Source organism: Lysobacterales bacterium (assembly GCA_014946745.1).
Classification (GTDB): Bacteria; Pseudomonadota; Gammaproteobacteria; order Xanthomonadales; family Xanthomonadaceae; genus Aquimonas.
Genome location: JADCRD010000001.1, coordinates 2,323,086 through 2,343,302, shown reverse-complemented (window position 1 = coordinate 2,343,302; position 20,217 = coordinate 2,323,086). Strand labels below are relative to the sequence as shown.

Sequence of the window (20,217 nt, the reverse complement as noted above, 5' to 3'; positions counted from 1 at the left end):
GAGAGGGGTGGAACGCTTGTCGCGAGTGTTGTCCCCCTCTCCCCAACCCCTCTCCCGCGAGGGGAGAGGGGCTCGTGGTGTAGCGAGCGTTGCGCTTGCGACGCCCGCTTTGCGCGGTGTGTTCACAGCGCAAGGCTAGCGGCGCATCACTGCAGCGATCCTCCGTGCTGCAGCGATCAGCCGTACTGCATCGCCCTGCGCGCGGCGGCGAGAATCTTGTCCACGCTCGGCAGGAACTTCATCTCCAGCCGGAAGAGTGGGATGTGGGTGTCGTAGCCGGTCACGCGCTCGACCGGGGCCTTGAGATCGAACATCGACTGTTCGGCCAGACGCGCCGCGATCTCGGCGCCGAAGCCGGCGGTTTTCGCGGCCTCGTGCACGATCACGCAGCGGCCGGTCTTGGCCACCGATTCGGCGATGGTGTCGAAGTCGAGCGGCTTGAGCGTGGCGACGTCGATCACCTCGGCGCTGATGCCCTCGCGCGCCAGCGCTTCGGCCGCCTCCAGCGTTTCCTTGACCTGCGCGCCCCAGCTCACCAGGGTGATGTCGGAGCCATCATGCAGCACGAAGCAGACATCCAGCGGCAGGGCCTCGCCGTCGTCGGGCACCTCCTCCTTGTACTGGCGGTAGATGCGCTTGGGCTCCAAATAGATGACCGGATCCGGGTCGCGGATCGCCGCCAGCAGCAGACCGTAAGCGCGCTGCGGGCTGCTCGGCATCACCACGCGCAGGCCCGGTACGTTGGTGAACATCGACTCGTTCGCTTCGCTGTGGTGCTCCGGCGCGCGAATACCGCCGCCCCAGGGCACGCGCAGCACCATCGGACAGTGCAGGCGCCCGCGCGTGCGGTTGCGGAAGCGCGCGGCGTGGCAGATCAGGTGGTCGAGCATGGGGTAGACGAAGCCGTCGAACTGCACTTCGGCGACCGGCTTCATTCCCTGCGTGGCCAGGCCGACGGTCAGGCCGGCGATGGTGGTTTCATCCAGCGGCGTGTCCAGCACCTTGTCGGCGCCGAAGCGCTGCTGCAGGCCGGCGGTGGCGCGGAACACGCCGCCGTTGACGCCGACGTCCTCGCCCAGCACCAGCACGCTCGGATCGTGCTGGATCTCGTAGGCCAGGGCCTGGGTGATCGCTTCGATCAGAGTGATCGCATTGCTGCTCATCGGCCGCGGCCCTCCCAGCTCAGCGCGTCCTCGCGCTGGTCAACAAGATCGGCCGGCAGTTCGGCGTAGAGGTAGTCGAACATGGCTTCCACCGGCTGGCTGCGGGTTTCGAGATAGGCGTTGACTTCGACGTCGACCTCGGCGTCGCAGACGCGCTTCCACTCGGCTTCCTGCGCGTCGTCCCACAGGCCCTTTGCGGTGAGCCAGCTGCGCAGGCGCAGGAAGGGCTCGCGCGCCCAGCCGGCCTTGACCTCGTCCTCGCCGCGGTAGCGCCGCGCGTCGTCGGCGGTGGTGTGGTCGGACAGGCGGTAGGTGACCAGTTCGAGCACCGTGCCGCCTTCGCCGCTGCGCGCGCGTTCGAGGGCGCGGCGTACGGCCTCGTAGACGGCGATGACGTCGTTGCCGTCGACCTGCAGGCTGTACAGGCCGCCAGCGAGGCCCTTCTGCGCCAGCGTCTGCGCGCCGGTCTGGGCCGAGCGCGGCACTGAGATCGCCCACTGGTTGTTGACGATGCACAGCACGAAGGGCAGGCCATAGGCGCCGGCCGAATTGATCGCCGCGTAGGTGTCGGATTTCGAGCTGCCGCCGTCGCCCACGCAGGCCACCGCCACGCGCGCCTCGCCGCGCAGCTTGAAGGCCAGCGCCGCGCCGGCCGCGTGCAGGCACTGGGTGCCGATCGGCACGCACCAGGGGTAGTCGTGCTTCGGCCCGGCGAAGTCGTTGCCGCGCTCGTCGCCACCCCAGTACATCAGCACGTCGCGCGGGCGCACGCCGCGCATGAACTGCGCGCCGTACTCGCGGTAGGAGGGCGCGAACACGTCCTCCTGGCGCATGGCCGCGCCGACGCCGACATGCGCGGCCTCGTGGCCGAGGCAGCTGGCATAGGTGCCAAGCTTGCCGGTGCGCTGCAGGGCCACGGCCTTGGTGTCGAAGCTGCGCACGCGCAGCATCTGCTTGAACAGCTCCAGCACCGGCCGGCCGTCGCCGACAAAGTCCGGAAGCGGGGCCACCTCGCGTCCCTCGAAGTCGAGGAACTGCAGGTGCTCGATGGAAAACTGCGCGACGGTGCTCATGCGCGTGCGGCGTCCATGCAGGGGCGAAAGAAGTTGCACAGGAAACGATTTTGCTGCGCCGCGGGCAAGGTGCACTGCCGCAAAACGCTGCGGAACTGTCGCTTCACGCAAGCCTGACGCGCGATTCGGCCGGCTTGGCGCAAGAACCTTCGTCTGCGGCAGGGGCGCGCCCTGAGGTATGGTTGCGCCCCTTGGCGCGCCACGGCAGGCGCAGCCGCGGCCGGGGAGGCCTCACTTGAGCACTGAAACGAACCAGCGCGCGCTGGAGCCCGGGATCACCCGCGACCTTAAAGATCGCCTGAGCTATGGCGGCTATCTGCAGCTGGACGCTCTGCTGTCGGCGCAGCAGCCGGTGTCGCAGGCCGGCAACCACGACGAGCTGCTCTTCATCATCCAGCACCAGGTCTCCGAGCTGTGGATGAAGCTGGTCATCCACGAGCTGCGTCTCGCTATCGCCCATCTGCAGCGCGATGAGCTGGGGCCGGTGCAGAAGATCCTGGCGCGGGTCAAACAGGTGCAGCGCCAGCTGTTCGAGCAGTGGTCGGTGCTGGAGACGCTCACGCCTTCGGAGTACCTCGGTTTCCGCGACGACCTCGGCCCGTCCTCGGGTTTCCAGTCGCATCAGTACCGGCTGATCGAATTCATGCTCGGCAACAAGAACGCCGAGATGCTCGACGTGTTCGAGCATGCGCCGGCGATCCGCGCCGAGCTTTCGGTAGCGCTGGCTGCCCCCAGCCTGTACGACGAGTTTCTGCGCCACCTGGCGCGCTGCGGTCACGCGGTGCCGGCCTCCTGCGTGGAGCGCGACTTCCGCCAGACCCACACCCGTGACCCCGGCTTGATCCCGGTGTTCAAGCGCATCTACGAGGACACCGACACGCACTGGGCGGCCTACGCCCTGTGCGAGCAGCTGGTCGACGTCGAGGAGAGCTTCCAGCTCTGGCGCTTCCGCCACATGAAGACGGTGGAACGCATCATCGGCTACCGTCGCGGCACCGGCGGCAGCTCGGGCGTGGGCTTTCTGAAGCAGGCGCTGGAGCTGACCTTCTTCCCCGAACTGCTGGATGTGCGCACCGTGCTGGGGCGTTGATCCGAACGCATTGATCCGCTTGACACCCGAGGAGACCCGAATGTCCCAAACCCCTGAGCTTCAAGCCCCGCGCGGGGCGCTTGCACGCGCGCTCGACGTCGTCGAACGCGTCGGCAACAAGCTGCCCGATCCGGCAGTGCTGTTCCTGCTGCTGATGTTCGTGGTGTGGGGGGTGAGCTGGCTGCTGTCGGGCGTGAGCTTCAGCGAGATCGATCCGCGCAGCGGCCAGCCTGTGAAGATCGTCAGCCTGCTCGCCGGCACTTCGCTGACCGAATTCACATCCAATGTGGTCACCACCTTCGTCAACTTCGCGCCGCTGGGCGTGGTGCTGGTGGCGATGCTGGGCTTGGGCGTGGCCGAGCACACCGGGTTCATCAATGCTGCGTTGCGCTCCATGCTGTCGATCACGCCGCGCATGCTGCTGACGCCGGCGCTTATCGGCGTGGGCATTCTCAGCCACGTCGCGGTCGATGCCGGCTACGTGCTGGTGATTCCGCTCGGCGCGGTGATCTTCTACGCCGCGGGCAGGCATCCGCTGGCCGGCATCGCCGCCGCCTTCGCGGGCGTCTCCGGCGGCTTCTCAGCGACCTTCGTGCCCTCAAGCCTCGACCCGCTGCTGTCGGGCCTGACCCAGACCGCCGCCCAGCTGCTCGATCCGTCCGTGCAGGTCAACTCGCTGAACAATTACTTCTTCACGACCGCCTCGGCCTTTCTGATCATGTTGGTCGGCTGGTTCCTCACCGACAAGGTGATCGAGCCGCGTCTCCAGCGCGGCACGGTGGTCGACGGTGACCCCGAGCAGATGCCGAAGCTGGACGCGCTGAAGCCCGAGGAGGTGCGCGGCCTGAAAGCGGCGCTGGGCGCCATGGTCGCGGCCATCGTCCTGTTGATCCTGACGGTGCTGCCGGAGACCACGCCCTGGGCGGCGCCGGCGGCTCAGGTGCCGGACGGCGTGCACCCGCTCGTGCACAACACCGCGCCGCTGATGCGCTCGATCGTGCCCTTGATCTTCATCCTGTTCCTGGTGCCGGGCGTGGTCTACGGCTACGTGACCGGTAGCGTGAAGACCCACCGCGACATCGTGGCCGGCATGAGCAAGGCGATGGGCGGCATGGGCTACTACATCGTGATGGCGTTCTTCTGCGCGCTCTTCATCTACGCCTTCAACGCCTCGAACATCGGCGTGCTGCTGGCGCTCAAGGGCGCGAACCAGCTGGAGTCGCTGGGGCTTCCCGTCGGGCTGACCCTGGTCGGCATCATCTTCCTGACCGCGACCGTGAACCTGCTGATCGGCTCGGCGTCGGCCAAGTGGGCGCTGATCGGCTCGATCATGGTGCCGATGCTGATGAAGCTGGGCGTGTCGCCCGACCTGACCCAGGCGGCGTATCGCGTCGGCGACAGCTCGACCAACATCATCACGCCCCTCTTGCCCTATTTCCCGCTGATCGTGGTGTTCTGCCAGCGCTACGTGAAGTCGGCGGGCATCGGCACCCTGGTCGCGCTGATGCTGCCGTACTCCGTCACCCTGCTGCTGGTGTGGACCTCGTTCCTGCTGGGCTACTGGGCCTTGGGTCTGCCGCTGGGCTTGGGCGCCACCTACGAGTACATCGCTCCCGCTGCGGCAGGCGCCACGCCGTAGTCGCACCGATACGCTGGGCACGAGCCCTCATCATCGAGCCCTCCAACATCGGGCCCATGACCGCCCCCACGCTGCCGACGTTCTTTCACGTCGCCGCGTGGGGGCTGTCGTTTGTGGCGCTCGTGCTCGCCGCGCGCCAGCTGCCCTGGTTCAAGCTGCGCGGCGACAGCGAGGCCCAGCGCGTGCTGTTCGTCGCCGTCCTCGCGGTGTGCGCGCTGCGCTTCGCGGTGTTCGACCGCATTCCCGGACTGCACCTGCATTTCCTCGGGGCCGGCGTTGCCTGCCTGATGTTCGGCACCGCATTCGCGCTGTGGGTGATGGCCTTGGCCTCGCTGTGTGCAGCGCTGTCGCCCGCCGGCGTGTGGCTTGGTTTCGGGCCGGATGTCCTCGCCTGCGGCTTGATCCCGGTGCTGTGCCTGCACCTCGTGCGCGCGCAGGTCGAGCGCCGCTTCGCCGGCAATCCCTTCGTCTACGTGTTCCTGATCGCCTTCTTCGGCGCCGGTGCGGCCGTGCTGGTCGGCCAGTTGTTCAAGGCCGCGGTCACGGCGGCGCTGATCGAAGGTGCGGCGCGCGATGCGGCCATGGGCTATGTCATCTCGGCGCCGCTGATGGTCTTCGGCGAGGCATTCCTCACCGGTGGCGCGCTGGCGCTGATGGTGGCCTACCGGCCGCAGTGGGTGGCCAGCTTCGAAGACGCGCGCTGGCTGAAGTCGGGGGGCTGAGCCAAAGGCACTACCCGCGCGTGAATATCCTCACGCAGATTTGACATCACTCCGGGGGAGGGCCGAAGCTTCGCGGCTGCTTGCGTTCGCTGCTGCGCTCCGCAGGCACATTGAAGCCGTGTCAAGCACACTCGCCACGCCCACAGGGGAATTGAATGTCCGCATCGTCTCGCTCCGAGGCTGTACCCGAATTTCCGCAGCTCATGGGGCATCCCCGCCCCTTGTGGATGCTCTTCATGTCGGAGTTCTGGGAGCGCTTCGCCTTCTACGGCATGCGCTGGGCGCTGGTGCTGTACATCGTGGCCCAGTTCTACAGCGGCGACGCCAAGGGTGAATCCCCGGCCAGCGAGCTGTACGGCGCCTACCTCGCCCTGGTCTATGCCGCGGCCATCTTCGGCGGCTACGTCGCCGACAAGCTGATCGGCTACCAGCGATCCATCCTGATCGGCGCCGCCTTCATGGCGGCGGGCCTGTTTTTGATCATGGTGCCCAGCGAGACCATGCTCAAACTGGGCCTCGCCACGATCATCGTGGGCAACGGACTGTTCAAGCCGATCATCTCGACCATGGTGGGCAAGCTCTACGCCACCGGCGACGGGCGTCGCGATTCGGGCTTCACGATCTTCTACATGGGCATCAACCTCGGCGCCTTCATCGCGCCGATACTGACCGGCTGGCTGGCCGAGCGCATGTTCGGCGGCACCCCTGAACTGCCGGCCTACAAGGTCGTCTTCATCGCCGCCGGCATCGGCATGCTGCTCAGTCTTCTGTGGTTCTGGTTTGGCCGCGCCCAGTTGAAAGGCATCGGCGAAGCACCGGCCAATTCGCAAGGCTTGGGCCGCGTGGCCATGGTGATCGTGGGTTGCGTGGTCGCGATCCCGGTGTACTTCTGGCTGCTGACCATCGGCGCCAGCGTGTTGAACTGGATCCTGATCGCGCTGTTCGTGGCGCCGGCGATCATGCTGCTGGCCGAGGGCATCCGCGAGGGCAAGGTGCAGCGTGACATGGTGATCGCGATGCTGATCATCTTCGGCTTCAACGTGCTGTTCTGGATGTTCTTCGAACAGGCCGGCAGCTCCTTCAACTTTCTCGCACAGAACATCGTTGAGCGCGACTTCGGGGGCTGGATCTTCCCGGTGGGCTGGTTCCAGTCGGTGAACTCGATCGCGATCATCACTCTGGCACCCGTCATGGCCTGGTTGTGGGTTGCGATGGGCCGCGCCAATCCGTCGATCCCTCGCAAGTTCGGCCTGGGCCTGATCTTCAACGGCCTGGCCTTCCTGCTGCTGATGTTCGCCCTCTCCAGCCTGGTCGATCCGGAAACGCTGAAGATCCCGTTCTGGACCCTGTTCATGGTCTACGTCATTCAGTCAGTGGGCGAGCTGTGCCTGTCGCCGATCGGTCTGTCCATGACCACCAAGCTCGCCCCGGCCAAGCTGACCGGCCTGGCGATGGGCGGCTGGTTCCTGTCGATCGCGATTGGCAACAACCTGTCGGGCATCTTCGCTTCCAGCGTCAGCGGCGAAGGCGGCATGACCACCGATTCCGCGCTGGCGGGCTACACCTTCGGCTTCTGGGCGCTGCTGGGTGCCGGCGTGCTGCTGTTCCTGATCGCCCCCTTGATCAACCGCCTGATGCACGGGGTCAAGTAGGCACCGAGCTGCGCGGCGGGCCCGGGCCGTGTGCAGCGCCCGGCCTGCCGCGCAGCATCAGGCTGCGGAGTGCCACCGGCTCACTGGTAACCGAACATCACCGCGCCCACCAGCGCAAGCGCGGCCAGCAGCAGCAGTTTCAGCATCAGCGGCCAGACGAAGCGGAACCAGCGGTCGTAGGGAATCCCGACGACGCCGAGGATGGCCATCAGCACGATATTCGTCGGCACGATGATGTTCGACAGGCCGTCGCCGAACTGGAAGGCCAGCACCGCGACCTGGCGCTCGATGCCGACGACGTCCGCCAAGGGCGCCATGATCGGCATGGTGGCGAAGGCCTGTCCCGAGCCCGAGGGGATGAAGAAGTTCATTCCCGTTTGCATCAGCAGCATGCCCACTGCGGACAGCTCGGGGCCGACCTGGCTCAGCGGAATCGAAGCCGCATGCACGATGGTGTGCAGCACCTGGCCGTCTTCGAGGATCATCGCGATCGAACGCGCGAAGCCCACCAGCAGGGCGACGATCGCGAGTTCGGCGGCGCCCGCGCCGAAGCGCTTGGCGGTGCCATCGGCGCCGAGGCCACCGATTAGCCCCGCCAGCAGGGCTACGCCCAGCCAGATCGCGCCAAGCTCGGTCAGGTACCAGCGGTATCGCGCGATGCCCCAGACCATCGCAACCAGCGCGAGTACGGTGATGCCGAGCACGGCGAGACGACGGCCGTCGAGCGGCGGATAGTCCTGGACGGCGCGATGGCGATCGTCCTGGATGTCCGCCAGCAGGCTGGCCTGCGGGTCGGCCTTGACGCGGCTGGCATAGCGCCAGACGTGATGGGCGGTGACCGCCACAAACGGCACGAACAGGGCGAGCCGGTATTCCCAGCCCGAGGTGAGCGGCAGCTCGGCGATGTCCTGCGCCACCATCACCGTGTAGGGGTTGGTCCAAGCGATGCCGTAGCCGACGCCGTAGCCGCAGATCATCACGCCCATCGCGGTCATCGCGTCCAGTCGCATGGCCGCGCACAGCGACACCAGCACCAGCGCGAAGGGGATGTACTCGGTCGAGACACCCAGGCTGGCCGAGCCCGCCGCGAAGATGCCGGTACCGAAGATGATGAGCAGGGCGGGCGAATGGCCGATCCACTGCAGCAGGCGGCCCAGCACCGCGTCGATCATGCCGGTGGCGCGCAGCACTGAGATCGCGCCACCGACGATCAGCAGGAAGAAGATGATGTCCTGCGCAAACGCCAGCGAGCGCGGGATCGCGGTGAACAGGCTGACCGGCGACAGCCACACCCGCTCGGCGTGCTCGGTGTAGGTGCCCGGCACCACCATCATCCGGCCCTGTTCGTTGGGCGCCGTCTGGAAACTCCCCTGCGGCAGCACCCAGGTGGCGACCAGGGCCAGCACCATGATCAGGAACAGCAGGACGAGGGTGTCGGGGACTCGGAAACGCGTGGTCATGAGCGTGTACGGGGCTGCGGCGAGGGCCCGCATGCTAACCCGCGGCGGCGGATCGTCTGCAGCGGGTTTGTGAGCGTATCGCCAGCGGTTAGAGTGCAGGCCCACGCGCCCGGACAGCTGCCCGACCATGACCTCGTACACGTATTCCGCATTGCCCCGCCCCACGCCTTTCCAGCGCTGGTCGGTGCTGCTGTTCGTCAGCCTGGCGATGTTCGGCAACTATTACCTGTACGACGCGCTGGGCCCGGTCATCGACCTCATGCGCAACCAGCTGGGTTTCAGCTACCAGCAGATCGGCATGCTGTCTTCGGCCTACAACTGGGCGGCGATCCTCGTGCTGCTGGCTGGCGGCGTGATCATCGATCGCTTCGGCACCAAGGTCGCGATCACCGTGTTCGCCCTGGTGTGTCTGGCCGGCGGCGCGCTCACTGCGCTCACGCCGCACTTCGAGATGATCCTCGCTGGGCGCTTCGTGCTGGGCCTCGGCGCAGAACCGCTGATCGTCGCCGCCACCACCGTGCTGGCCAAGTGGTTCAAGGGCAAGGAGCTCAGCCTGGCTTTCGGCATGAACCTGTCGATCTCTCGGCTGGGGTCTGCCTCGGCGGACTGGTCGACCGGCTTCGCCGCGCCGCTGTACGCCAACTGGCAGGACCCGCTGTGGCTGGCGACCGGCGTCGCCGGTGTGTCGGTGGCCGCAGCGATGCTGTACTGGATGCTGGAGAAGCGCGCCGAAGGGCGGATCGATCTGGGCCCCGGCGGTGACAGCGAGCGGCTCGACTTCAAGCGGCTGTTCGCCTTCGGCCGCAGCTACTGGTTCATCGTCGCGCTCTGCGTGGTGTTCTACTCGACGGTGTTTCCGTTCCGCACCTTCGCCATCGACTACTTCCAGCAGGCCCACGGACTCGAGCGCGAGGCCGCCGGCCTGCTCAGCAGCCTGCTGCCGGTGGCAGCGATCTTCGCGACGCCGCTGTTCGGCCTCTGGGTCGATCGGGTGGGGCGACGTTCGCTGTTCATGGTGGCCGGAAGTCTGGTGATGCTGCCGCTGTTCCTCGCCGTGACCTACCTGCCGCCGGGGCCGGCGGTGGGGATCGCCATCCCCTTCATCGGCAGCGGCGAGGTGCCGCTGACCCTGCTCGTCGTGATGCTGGTGCTGGGCGGCGTGTTCTCGCTGATCCCGGCGGTCATGTGGCCCTCGGTGGCCTACATCGTCGACCAACGCAGGTTGGGCTCGGCCTACGCGATGATGACCCTGTGCCAGCAGCTCGGCTGGGCGGCGGTGCCGCCAGTGGTGGGTTTCCTCAACGATCGCGGGGGCGCGGGCCCCGACAACCCCGCGGGCTACGCCGGCAGCATGTGGTTCTACAGCGCACTCTGCGCGCTCGGGCTGTTCTTTGCCTGGAAGCTCTGGCGGGTGGAGGGCGGCTCACGCGGCAGCGGCCTCGACACCATCACCGTGCGCAATCCTTCTGGCAGCGCCTGAATCGGCTAGCGACGCGGGCATCGCCGCGGACAGGAGCGGCGATGCCCGCGGCAGTCCGCCAGCGTTTGCATTCCGGTGCACTGCATCGGCATGGCCTTCGCGGATACACGGATCACCGCACCTCAGATCCTTCGGCTCATGCGAAGACGGCCGGGTAGCGTATCGCCCCGCCTTGGGTGCCCTGTGGTGTCACTTGCATTTGAGTGTTCGCGCGAAGACAGAGGGTCTTCCTGCAGGTCTACGCAAGCCATCGTGCGCGTACGATCCGCGCCAACACCCTTGGGGGAACACGCATGACCGCAAGCACGCCGCTGCTCGTCACCTTCGCTGCCTATCTCCTGCTGATGGTTGGCATCGGCCTGTGGGCCTATCGCCGCACTCACAGCCTTGATGACTACATCCTCGGCGGACGCTCGCTGGGCAGCTATGTCACCGCACTCGCGGCAGGCGCCTCGGACATGAGCGGCTGGCTGATGATGGGCCTGCCCGGCGCGCTCTACCTGACCGGCGTGTCCGAGGCCTGGATCGCGATTGGCCTGATCGTAGGCGCCTGGTGCAACTGGAAGTACGTCGCCGGGCCCCTGCGCGTCTACACCGAGCGCACCCGCAACGCGCTCACCCTGCCGGACTACTTCACCCACCGCTTCGAGGATTCGCGGCGCGTGCTGCGGGTGCTGTCGGCCCTGGTGATCCTGGTGTTCTTCGCCATCTACTGCGCCTCCGGCGTGGTCGCCGGTGCGCGCCTGTTCGAGAGCATGTTCGGCCTGCCGTACGCGCAGGCGCTGTGGTGGGGCGCGGCCGCCACCATCGCCTACACCCTGATCGGCGGCTTCCTTGCGGTGAGCTGGACCGACACCGTGCAGGCCACCCTGATGATCTTCGCCCTGCTGCTGGTGCCGAGCGTGGTGATCGTCAGCAGCGGCGGCATCGGCGACTCGCTGGTCCTGATCGAGCAGCTGGATCCGAAGCGCCTCGAATGGATCGGCGCGGGCGGCCTGGTCGCCGTGATCTCGGCGGTAGCCTGGGGGCTTGGCTACTTCGGCCAGCCGCACATCCTGTCGCGCTTCATGGCGGCCGACAGCCTCGCCACCATTCCGCGTGCGCGGCGCATCGGCATGGTCTGGATGGTGCTGTGCCTGTTCGGTGCGATGGCCACCGGCTTCTTCGGCATCGCCTATTTCGCTGCGCATCCCGAACAGGCCGCAGCGGTGAACGCCAACCCCGAGCGCGTGTTCATCGTGCTGTCCGAGCTGCTGTTCAATCCGTGGATCGCCGGCGTGCTGCTCTCGGCCATTCTCGCCGCGATCATGAGCACGCTCTCGGCCCAGCTGCTGGTCTGCTCCAGCGCGCTGACCGAGGACTTCTACCGCGGCCTGCTGCGGCCGCGCGCCGGACAGCGCGAACTGGTCTGGGTGGGCCGCCTCACCGTGCTGCTGGTGGCGCTGCTGGCGCTGTGGATCGCCCGCGATCCGGAGAGCCGCGTGCTCGGCCTTGTCGCATACGCCTGGGCCGGCTTCGGCGCTGCGTTCGGCCCGGTGGTGCTGATCTCGCTGTACTGGCAGCGCATGAACTTTGGCGGCGCGCTGGCCGGCATGCTCGGCGGCGCGCTCACCGTGGTGCTGTGGAAGCAGACCGGCAGCGCGCTCTACGAAATGGTGCCGGGTGTGATCGTCTCGACCGTGCTGGTCTACATGGTGAGCCTCCTTACCCCCGCGCCCTCGCAGGCGGTGCAGGCCACCCATCAGCAGGTGCGACTGACACTGCGCGAGCAGGGCTGCTGAGAGCGAATTCCAAGGTTCCCGCTGCTGCGGTCGGCGCCGGAGTCGGTTGGCCGCTGCAGCGCGGCGTGGGCGCTGCGGCAATCGGCTGGCCGAACGGACTTCATGTCATTCCGCGCGCGCTCCCGTCGGCGCTCTGCCGAGCTCTCGCCCAGGCGTCAGGATCGACTCGCCCGCACTGCGCGCCTGTACGCCGGCTTGAGGCAGCACGGATCCAGTCCATCGTAGATGCGATCCGCGAGTGTGCCCTTACTCTCGTTGCCAGCGCGCGGTCGGTCGGAACGCCGATGCGTGCTGCGCTGCAGCGAACTGTTCACGGGTTTCCGTGCTGCCTCTCCGTCTACCGGGAGGGATCAAGCCCGTAGCGGTCCGGCCTCGCCACGCTGTCTTCGTGAAGGCCTCATCCACGGCGGAATTTCGTCGCGGCAGGCCCTCAACCGCGGGTCGAGCTGCAACCGATTGCAGATTTGTGTCAGTGATCTGACGCCGCGCCCGGAGCTTGCCTAGTCAAGTGGTGGGCGAAAGCCAAGCGCGGCTGCGAATTCCACGCTGCGAGCCAATCGCGCGAGCCACTGGCACGGCGCGTGCACTTGCCTGTGCCCGAAGTCATGGTGGTGTGCCATGGCGAGGTTGCACGCGTGCGCTGTGCGTGAACGGAGCGTTCGCCGCGTGACCTTTCCGGGAACGAAGGCGTGCCTTACCGAAGAGCGCGCGTTCTGGAGATGACGTGTATGCGCAATGCGAGCGTGCAGCTCAAACTTCGGCTCTTGATTATTGGGCTAGCCCTGCTGCCGATGGTGGGCCTCGGGGCGTTCGCCTTCATGAACGCCCGAGATCAACTCGAGATCGCGGCACGGCAAGCGATGCTGAGCCATACCAGTCTGCGTGCCGCCGCGCTTGAGGCCTATTTCGAACGCGTACGCGAGGATGTACTGAGCCTCGCCGAGAGCGAGATGAGCCGACGCGCGCTGGTCGAGTTCAGGGATGGTTTCGCAACGGTGCCCGAGGTCGAAGGCCAGGACGCCGTGCTCGGACGCTTTGTCGACGAACAGTTCGGCGGGCTGTATCGGGAGCGCACGGGCGGCGGGTGGAAATCCGGCGCCAGCTTCGTGCAGAACCTGGAGCCTGTAGCGCGTGCGCTGCAGTACCACTTCATCGCCAACAACGCGGCGCCGCTGGGCGAGAAGGACAGCCTGATCCAGCCGCCCTTCGAAGGGCTCTACAGCGAGGCGCACCAGCGCTTCCACCCCAGCTACCGCAGCCACCTCAAACGCCATCAGTACTACGACATCTTTCTGGTCGACCGCGAGGGCCGGCTGGTCTACAGCGTGTTCAAGGAGCTGGATTTCGCCACCGATCTTGCCGGCGGCGAGTTTGCTGCCACCGGCCTCGGCCGCGCGTTCGCTGGCGCCATGCGTTCGAGCGGTGAGGGCGCCCTGCACATCGAGGACTACGCGCGCTACACGCCCAGCTACGAGGCGGCCGCGATGTTCATCGCGGCGCCCATCGATCTGGCCGGCGAGCGCGCGGGAGCGCTGATCGTGCAGATCAGCATCGATCGCATCAACGCCATCGCCTCCGACCCGATCGGTGTGACCGAAGGCAAAGACATCTTTCTGCTGGCTGCGGATGGGCATCCGCGCTCCGACTCGATCCTGGCGCCCGAGGCCTTCAGCGTCGCCAAGGCCTTTGCGAGCGGCGGCGCGGCTCCCACGCTTGATGTGGCTGACTACCGGCCGGTGTTCGCCGGTGAGAGCCTGGAAGCCAGCAGCGCGTCGATGCGCGAGAAGCCCGCGTTGACCCGCGCCGCGCCGGTGCGCGTCGGGCCCGGACTCACCTGGGCCCTGGTCGCACAGTTCGAGACGGCAAGCGCTTTCGCGGCGTCCAAGCAGCTGCTGACGCTGGTGCTGATCGCCGGCGCGGTGGCGGCAGTGGTCGCCCTGCTCTTTGCGATTCCCAGCACGCGTGCCCTGGTCAAGCCGATCGCCTACGCGGAACAGGCCGCAGCGCGCATCGCGCGGATGGAGCTCGACACGCCGATCCGTTCGCGCAGCAGCGATGAGTTCGGGCGCTTGATCCACTCGCTGGGCGTCATGCAGGACGAACTGAAGTCGCGCATCGCGCAGGAAAGAACGCTGGCCGCCGAGAACCTGCGCGTGCGCATGGCGCTCGACTCGGCCAGCATCGGCGTGATGATTGCCGACGCCGATGAACGGATCGTCTACCTCAACCCGTCGGTGCGGACGATGCTGACGGCGGCGCGCGAGGAGCTCCGCAAGCGCCTGCCTGACTTCGATCCGCAGACTGTGCTGGGCTCGAACTTCGATGCCTTCCGACTGGAGCCGAGCCAGAACCGCAGCTCGATCGCCAGCCTCACCCAGCGCCATACCGCGCGCATCGCGCTGGGCAAGGCGCATTTCGGCCTGAGTGCGACGCCGATCTTCGGCGCCGACGGGATCCGCGTCGGCACTGCCCTCGAATGGCAGGACCGCAGCGCGGCGGCCAACTTCAACAGCGAGCTGCGCCGCATCGTGGCAGCAGCGCAGGCGGGCGACCTGAGCGTGCGCCTGGACGATCGCCTCTATGACGAGCGCTTTCTGGACGTCGCCCGCGCGGTCAATGGGCTGATGGACGTCGTGTCCAGCTCGATCGAGTCGGTGCAGGCGGTGATGGCGGGCCTCGCCGACGGTGACCTGAGCGAGCGCGTGGATGCCGACCTCAAGGGCCTGTTCGGCCAGCTGAAGCGCGACACCAACACCAGCGTCGAGCGCCTTGCCGAGATGGTCGGCAACATCCGCCAAGCGGTTGCGGCGATGAACACCGCGGCGGCCGAGATCGCCTCGGGCAACAGCGATCTCTCAGTCCGAACCGAACAGGCGGCAGCCAATCTCGAAGAGACCGCCGCTTCCATGGAAGAGCTGACCTCGACCGTGCGGCAGACCGCAGAGAACGCGCAGCAGGCCAATCGTATGGCGCGTGAAGCTGCGGACGTGGCCCGCAGTGGCGGCGACAGCGTCGGTGGCCTGGTGCGCACCATGACCCACATCGAAGCGGCTTCGCGCAAGGTGTCGGACATCATCAGCGTGATCGACGGTATCGCCTTCCAGACCAACATCCTCGCCCTGAATGCTGCCGTCGAAGCGGCGCGCGCCGGCGAGCAGGGCCGTGGTTTCGCGGTGGTGGCGGGCGAGGTGCGCGCGCTGGCGCAGCGCTCGGCCGCCGCGGCCAAGGAGATCTCAGGCTTGATCCGCGAATCGGTCGAGGCGGTCAACCACGGCGCCCAGCAGGTGCACGGTACGCGCCGCACCATCGAGGGCATTGTCCAGGCCGCAAGCCAGGTCGCTACGCTCGTGGCGGAGATCAGCAGCGCCACCGCCGAGCAGATCCAGGGCATCGATCAGGTGAATCTGAGCTTGAACGAACTCGACCAGATGACCCAGCAGAACGCCGCCCTGGTGGAAGAAGTGTCGGCCGCGGCGCACGGACTGGACGACCAGGCCAACGAGCTCAATACGGTGATGACGCGCTTCCGCCTTGAGCGCCGTCAGGTCTCCGATGGCGCACTGGGCCTCGATTTCGAGGCCATGATCAAGGGCCATCGCGGCTGGAAGCAGCGGCTGATGAATGATCTCAACGACCGCGGCGATCCGATCGATCCGGCCACTGCATGCGTCGACAACGCCTGTCCGCTGGGCAAGTGGATCCACGGTGACGGTCGCGCCCGCTACGGACAGCTGCCTGAGCTGGAGTCGCTGCGGCTGCAGCATGCGCGCTTCCACAGCTGCGCGGGCGAGATTGCGACCCATATCCGTCAGGGCCGGCGGGACGAGGCCGAGCGCCTGCTGATCAGTGATTTCGTCGAGCGCACAACCGAGACGGTGGCGGCGATCCGCAGCGTGAAGCGCGCGGCGATGCGCACGGTCTGAGCCCCGCGCGGTCGCTGCCGAGAACTTCTCAGAGCGTGTGAAAAAACCCAGACGCCGTAGCGAGGGCGTCTCTGGGCGTTCGTGGCAAAGCGCGCGACGTGAATTCAAGGGAGTTTGGCGAGCTAGTGACCGCGGAATTCGCGGAGCGCGCTGCCGCCACGGACGTCCAGAGGCGGCCGCAGTAGGCGGATGGTTTTTTCACATGCTCTCAGGGCCTGCCAAGGCCGCGCAGACGCGGCAAGCGGATGGCCGTCGTCAGAGGCTCTCAGCCCGGCACAGCGGCGACGGTGATCTCTTCGCGGTCGTGGTAGAGCTGGCGCGCGCGCAGTTCCAGGTTGAGCCCGGCCTGCTTGAGCCGCGCGTCGAGCGCATCCATCTGCTCGCGCACTTCCTGCCAGCGCTTCTTCATCGGCAGCTTCAGGTTGAAGATCGCGCGCCGCGCATCGCCCTCCACCAGCCAGTCGCCCATCAGTGTCGCGACGCGCTTGGGCTGTTCGACCATGTCGCAGACCAGCCAGTCGATCGGGTGCGGCGGGCGCCAGCGGAAGCCGTCCGAGCGCAGGTGCTTGATCAGGCCGGTGCCCATCGCGCTGTCGGCCAGCGGACCGTTGTCGATGGCGGTGACCGACAGGCCGGCGCGCGCCAGTACCCAGCTCCAGCCGCCGGGGGCAGCGCCGAGATCGACCGCCTGCTGGCCGGCCTTCATCCAGCGCGTGCGCTCGTCGGGGCTGAACAGAGTGAGCAGGGCTTCCTCAAGCTTCAGCGCCGAGCGGCTGGGCGCGTCGTGGGCGAGCTTCAAGCGCGGGATGCCGCCGGTCCACGGTGCCGCGCGTTCGCCCTGACCGCGCATCGGTGGGGTGTCCTCGGCGTCGCCTGCCGCCAGCAGCAGGTGCGTGCCGGACAGCAGCACCACGTGCAGGGTTGGCTTGCGCGGATCGTCCTTGGCGCTCAGGTGTCCCGGCTTGCGCAGGCCGGCGCGCAGGGCGTTGCCAAAGCTGCGCGCCAGGCCCGCGAGATCGCGGCCGACGTCAGCATCGGGGTGCTCCATGCTGAGCTGGCCGAACACCTGGCCGCTGCCGGCCATCGCTTCGAGCACCGGGCTCAGCCGGTCCTTGGGGTCGAGGTTCTGCAGCTCGGCGAACACCGACAGCCGCTGGCGGGCGAAGATCAGCGCATGCCAGGGCAGGGCGCGGCAGAGCTGCGACTGCGATTCGGCGTCGAGCCCGAGGAAGCGCACATAGCCCGAATCGCGCTCGGTTTTCGCATAGCCGCCGACGCCAAAAACGGCGGCGCGCTCGCTGATCTCGGCCGCGCATTCGGGCTCGAAGCCGGCGCGGCAGGGCAGGTAGAGGCCGGCGTCGCCCAGGGGTTTCATCAGTACATGCGCCCGGCGCTGTCGGTGTAGTGCTTGAGCACCGCGCAGGCGTCCTCGCGCAGCAGGTCGCGGCGCACGCTGATGCCGCGCTTCTCCAGCTCGCCCTTCCAGTCGGCCGGCAGCGGGCCTTCGTCGAACTGGGTCAGCGTCATCACGTCTTCGGCGCGGGCGCCGATCAGCAGGGTGTCGATGCCGGCCCAGAAGGTCGCGCCGTAGCACATGCAGCAGGGCTGCGACGAAGTCGCCAGCGTCACGCCGGGCGCGTCCTCGTTGAGGCGGAAGCGCTGCAGGCGCTGCTGCGCGGTCATGTAGGCCATCATCTCGGCGTGCGCCACCGAGCAGGTGTGCGGCTCAACGCGATTCACACCGACGGCGACCAGCCGATGCTGGGCATCGAACACGGCCGCGCCGAAGGGGCCGCCGCTGCGCGCATCGACATTGCGGCGCGACAGTTCGACCGCCAGCCGCATCTTGTCTTCATCGCTGGCATAGACGCTGCCGGCAGGCGCGAGCTCGTGCACCCAGGCGGGCAGGGTGAGGTGGACTTGGGCGTACAGCATGGGAGGGCTTACTTCAGCTCGCCACCGCCCGGTGCCGCCTCGCATCGACCTTCGACGCAGGCGCAGGCAGTGATGTCTTGGAACCCGCAGATGCTGGAAAGCCCCTGCGCCTCGCAGGCGGCCTTCACTTGCTCGGGGAAGGTTTCGGCCTGCGCATTGACGCAGGCGGGGAAATAGCCGCAGCAGTTGCCGACGTTCTTGACCGCGCAGTCGGCATCGGTGCTGCAGCGGCGGTCCGGCTCGGCGGGCATCGCCTTGTCAGCGATCTCGCCGCTTGCGGGCTCGGGCTCGGGCGCGGCACAGCCGGCGTCGCTACCGGTTCCGCAGGTGCCGCTGGGGCCGCGGCCGTCTTCGAACTGGAAGGGCGCTTGGGCGGGCGTTTCGGTCATCGCTGGCGGCGGTGGTGCCTCGGCAAACTCCGGCGCTTTCGGCTCACTGGGCGCCTGCGAGCAGGCGGCCAGCAGCAGCGCAAGGCCGACCGCCGCCAGCGCCGCACTGCGGGCGAGGCGCCTGCCCATCAGCCTGCCGCCCAGGTGTCGCGCAGGGTGACCGCGCGGTTGAACACGGGCGTGGCTGCGCTGTGATCGCGGCGGTCGGCGACGAAAAAGCCGGTGCGTTCGAACTGCAGGTGGGTCTCCGGCGCGACTTCAGCCGCGCTGGGCTCGATCCAGGCCTGCACGGTGCGGATCGAGTCGGGGTTCAGATGATCCTTGTACGAGCCGCCGTGGCTCTCGTCATCGGGATCGGCGACCTTGAACAGGCGGTCGTAGAGGCGCACCTCGGCGGCGATGGCGTGGCGCGCGCTGACCCAGTGGATCGTGCCCTTGACCTTGCGGTCGGCGCCGGGCAGACCCGGGCGGGTATCGAGGTCCAGGGTGCAGCGCAGCTCGACCACGGTGTCGCCGTCCTTGACGACCTCGTCGCAGCGGACGATGCCGACGCCACGCAGGCGGACCTCGCCCTCGGGCTTGAGACGGTGGAAGCCCTTGGGCGGCACTTCGGCGAAGTCCTCGCGCTCGATCCACAGCTCGCGCGAGAACGGCACGCGGCGCGTGCCGAAGTCGGGGTTCTTCGGGTGGTTCGAGAACTCCAGCGATTCCTCGTGGCCGGCCTCCAGATTGGTGATGACCAGCTTGACCGGATCGAGCACGGCGAGGCGACGCGCCGCCGCCGCGTCGAGGTCCTCGCGCACGCAGCCTTCGAGCACCGAGAAGTCGATCAGCGAGTTCTGCTTGCTGATGCCGATGCGCTCGGCGAACAGGCGCAGCGCACCGGGCGTGTAGCCGCGCCGGCGGATGCCCTGCAGGGTCGGCATGCGCGGGTCGTCCCAGCCGCTGACCAGGCCTTCCTGCACGAGTGCCATCAATTTGCGCTTGCTCATCACCGTGTAGTTGATGTTGAGCCGCGAGAACTCGATCTGCCGCGGCTTGGCGGCGCGGTCGTGCCAGCCGCGGGCGCGCAGGGGCTCCAGCAGGTCCGGGTGGCTGGCGAGGTCGACCTTGTCCACGCACCAGTCGTAGAGCGGACGGTGGTCCTCGAACTCCAGCGTGCACAGCGAGTGGGTGATGCCCTCGATGGCGTCCGACAGGCAGTGCGCGTAGTCGTACATCGGATAGATGCACCAGGCGTCGCCGGTGTTCTGGTGCGGCACGTGCTTGATGCGGTAGATCGCCGGATCGCGCAGGTTGATGTTGCCGCTGGCCATGTCGATTTTCGCGCGCAGGGTGCGCGCGCCGTCGGGGAATTCGCCGGCGCGCATGCGGCGGAACAGGTCGAGGTTCTCCTCGACGCTGCGGCCCCGGAAGGGCGATTCGCGGCCGGGCTCGGTCAGCGTGCCGCGGTAGGCGCGCACCTCTTCGGCGTTGAGATCGCAGACGTAGGCCAGGCCCTCGCGGATCAGTTTCTCCGCGGCCAGGTAGAACACCTCGAAGTAGTCCGAGGCATGGCGCAGCTCGCTCCACTCGAAGCCCAGCCAGCGCACGTCGTCCTGGATGGCGGCGACGTACTCGGGGTCTTCCTTGGCCGGGTTGGTGTCGTCGAAGCGCAGGTTGCAGCGGCCCGCGAACTCCTCGCCGATGCCGAAGTTCAGGCAGATCGACTTGGCGTGGCCGATGTGCAGGTAGCCGTTGGGCTCGGGCGGAAAGCGCGTCTGGATCGCCGCGTGCTTACCCGAGGCCAGGTCCTCGCGGATGATCTGGCGGATGAAGTCGTTGCGCACAGGGCGGCTGTCGGCGGTGTCGGCGGGAGCGGCGTCGGACATGGGAGCGAGGCTGGAATCGGGTAGCCGCGCAGTCTAGCA

14 protein-coding genes are annotated in these 20,217 nt (G+C 67.6%); 7 read left to right on the top strand and 7 right to left on the bottom strand.

The genetic code is table 11. From position 1 onward, the window contains the following. Positions 1–176: 176 nt before the first annotated feature. Together H4O13_09190 and pdhA are read right to left on the bottom strand one after the other, a co-directional pair. Positions 177–1,163: an alpha-ketoacid dehydrogenase subunit beta gene (locus tag H4O13_09190; protein MBE5315562.1), complete on the bottom strand. Its 987-nt coding sequence runs from the start codon at positions 1,161–1,163 to the stop codon at positions 177–179. Next, positions 1,160–2,236 (bottom strand): pyruvate dehydrogenase (acetyl-transferring) E1 component subunit alpha, encoded by a 1,077-nt coding sequence (pdhA, locus tag H4O13_09185; GenBank protein MBE5315561.1) that lies wholly within the window; start codon positions 2,234–2,236, stop codon positions 1,160–1,162. Before pdhA ends, H4O13_09190 begins: the two co-directional genes overlap by 4 nt. Positions 2,237–2,414: 178 nt before the next feature. Between pdhA and H4O13_09180 the strand changes: the two genes are divergently transcribed. From H4O13_09180 to H4O13_09165, 4 genes are all read left to right on the top strand, one after another. Further along, positions 2,415–3,326 carry a tryptophan 2,3-dioxygenase gene (locus H4O13_09180; GenBank protein ID MBE5315560.1) on the top strand — a complete coding sequence of 304 codons (912 nt, stop codon included), beginning with the start codon at positions 2,415–2,417 and terminating at the stop codon, positions 3,324–3,326. 40 nt (positions 3,327–3,366) lie between these two features. Next, positions 3,367–4,965 (top strand): AbgT family transporter, encoded by a 1,599-nt coding sequence (locus H4O13_09175; protein ID MBE5315559.1) that lies wholly within the window; start codon positions 3,367–3,369, stop codon positions 4,963–4,965. A 56-nt stretch (positions 4,966–5,021) separates the two neighbouring features. Next, positions 5,022–5,687, top strand: a complete 666-nt coding sequence (locus H4O13_09170) for an energy-coupling factor ABC transporter permease (GenBank protein ID MBE5315558.1) — start codon at positions 5,022–5,024, stop codon at positions 5,685–5,687. Positions 5,688–5,842: 155 nt separating this feature from the next. Further along, positions 5,843–7,339 (top strand): MFS transporter, encoded by a 1,497-nt coding sequence (locus H4O13_09165; protein MBE5315557.1) that lies wholly within the window; start codon positions 5,843–5,845, stop codon positions 7,337–7,339. Between the two features lie 80 nt (positions 7,340–7,419). On the opposite strand, the gene H4O13_09160 is transcribed toward H4O13_09165, so the two are convergent. After that, a complete protein-coding gene (locus H4O13_09160) occupies positions 7,420–8,799 on the bottom strand; it encodes a YfcC family protein (GenBank protein ID MBE5315556.1) in 1,380 nt (459 codons plus the stop codon). 127 nt (positions 8,800–8,926) lie between these two features. Here H4O13_09160 and H4O13_09155 point away from each other — a divergent pair, with 127 nt between their 5' ends. The 3 genes from H4O13_09155 (at position 8,927) to H4O13_09145 (ending at position 15,983) form a co-directional block, all read left to right on the top strand. Next, positions 8,927–10,279 (top strand): MFS transporter, encoded by a 1,353-nt coding sequence (locus tag H4O13_09155; GenBank protein ID MBE5315555.1) that lies wholly within the window; start codon positions 8,927–8,929, stop codon positions 10,277–10,279. Between the two features lie 293 nt (positions 10,280–10,572). Next, on the top strand, positions 10,573–12,060 hold the full coding sequence (gene putP / locus H4O13_09150) for a sodium/proline symporter PutP (GenBank protein ID MBE5315554.1): 1,488 nt from the start codon (positions 10,573–10,575) through the stop codon (positions 12,058–12,060). A gap of 728 nt (positions 12,061–12,788) precedes the next feature. Then, positions 12,789–15,983 (top strand): CZB domain-containing protein, encoded by a 3,195-nt coding sequence (locus H4O13_09145; GenBank protein MBE5315553.1) that lies wholly within the window; start codon positions 12,789–12,791, stop codon positions 15,981–15,983. A gap of 265 nt (positions 15,984–16,248) precedes the next feature. Here the strand turns inward: H4O13_09145 and rlmM are convergent, their stop codons facing one another. Genes rlmM through H4O13_09125 form a run of 4 tightly spaced genes read right to left on the bottom strand, consistent with a single transcriptional unit; the run spans position 16,249 to position 20,178 of the window. Continuing rightward, the gene (rlmM, locus tag H4O13_09140; GenBank protein ID MBE5315552.1) at positions 16,249–17,358 is read right to left on the bottom strand and encodes a 23S rRNA (cytidine(2498)-2'-O)-methyltransferase RlmM; all 1,110 of its coding nucleotides are present in this window, start codon (positions 17,356–17,358) and stop codon (positions 16,249–16,251) included. Next, positions 17,358–17,918, bottom strand: coding sequence for a nucleoside deaminase (locus tag H4O13_09135; GenBank protein ID MBE5315551.1), 561 nt, complete (start codon positions 17,916–17,918; stop codon positions 17,358–17,360). The genes rlmM and H4O13_09135 overlap by 1 nt, the downstream gene beginning before the upstream one ends. Positions 17,919–17,926: 8 nt before the next feature. Next, positions 17,927–18,436 carry a hypothetical protein gene (locus tag H4O13_09130; protein ID MBE5315550.1) on the bottom strand — a complete coding sequence of 170 codons (510 nt, stop codon included), beginning with the start codon at positions 18,434–18,436 and terminating at the stop codon, positions 17,927–17,929. Then, a complete protein-coding gene (locus H4O13_09125; GenBank protein MBE5315549.1) occupies positions 18,436–20,178 on the bottom strand; it encodes a glutamine--tRNA ligase/YqeY domain fusion protein in 1,743 nt (580 codons plus the stop codon). The genes H4O13_09130 and H4O13_09125 overlap by 1 nt, the downstream gene beginning before the upstream one ends. Positions 20,179–20,217: the final 39 nt, after the last annotated feature.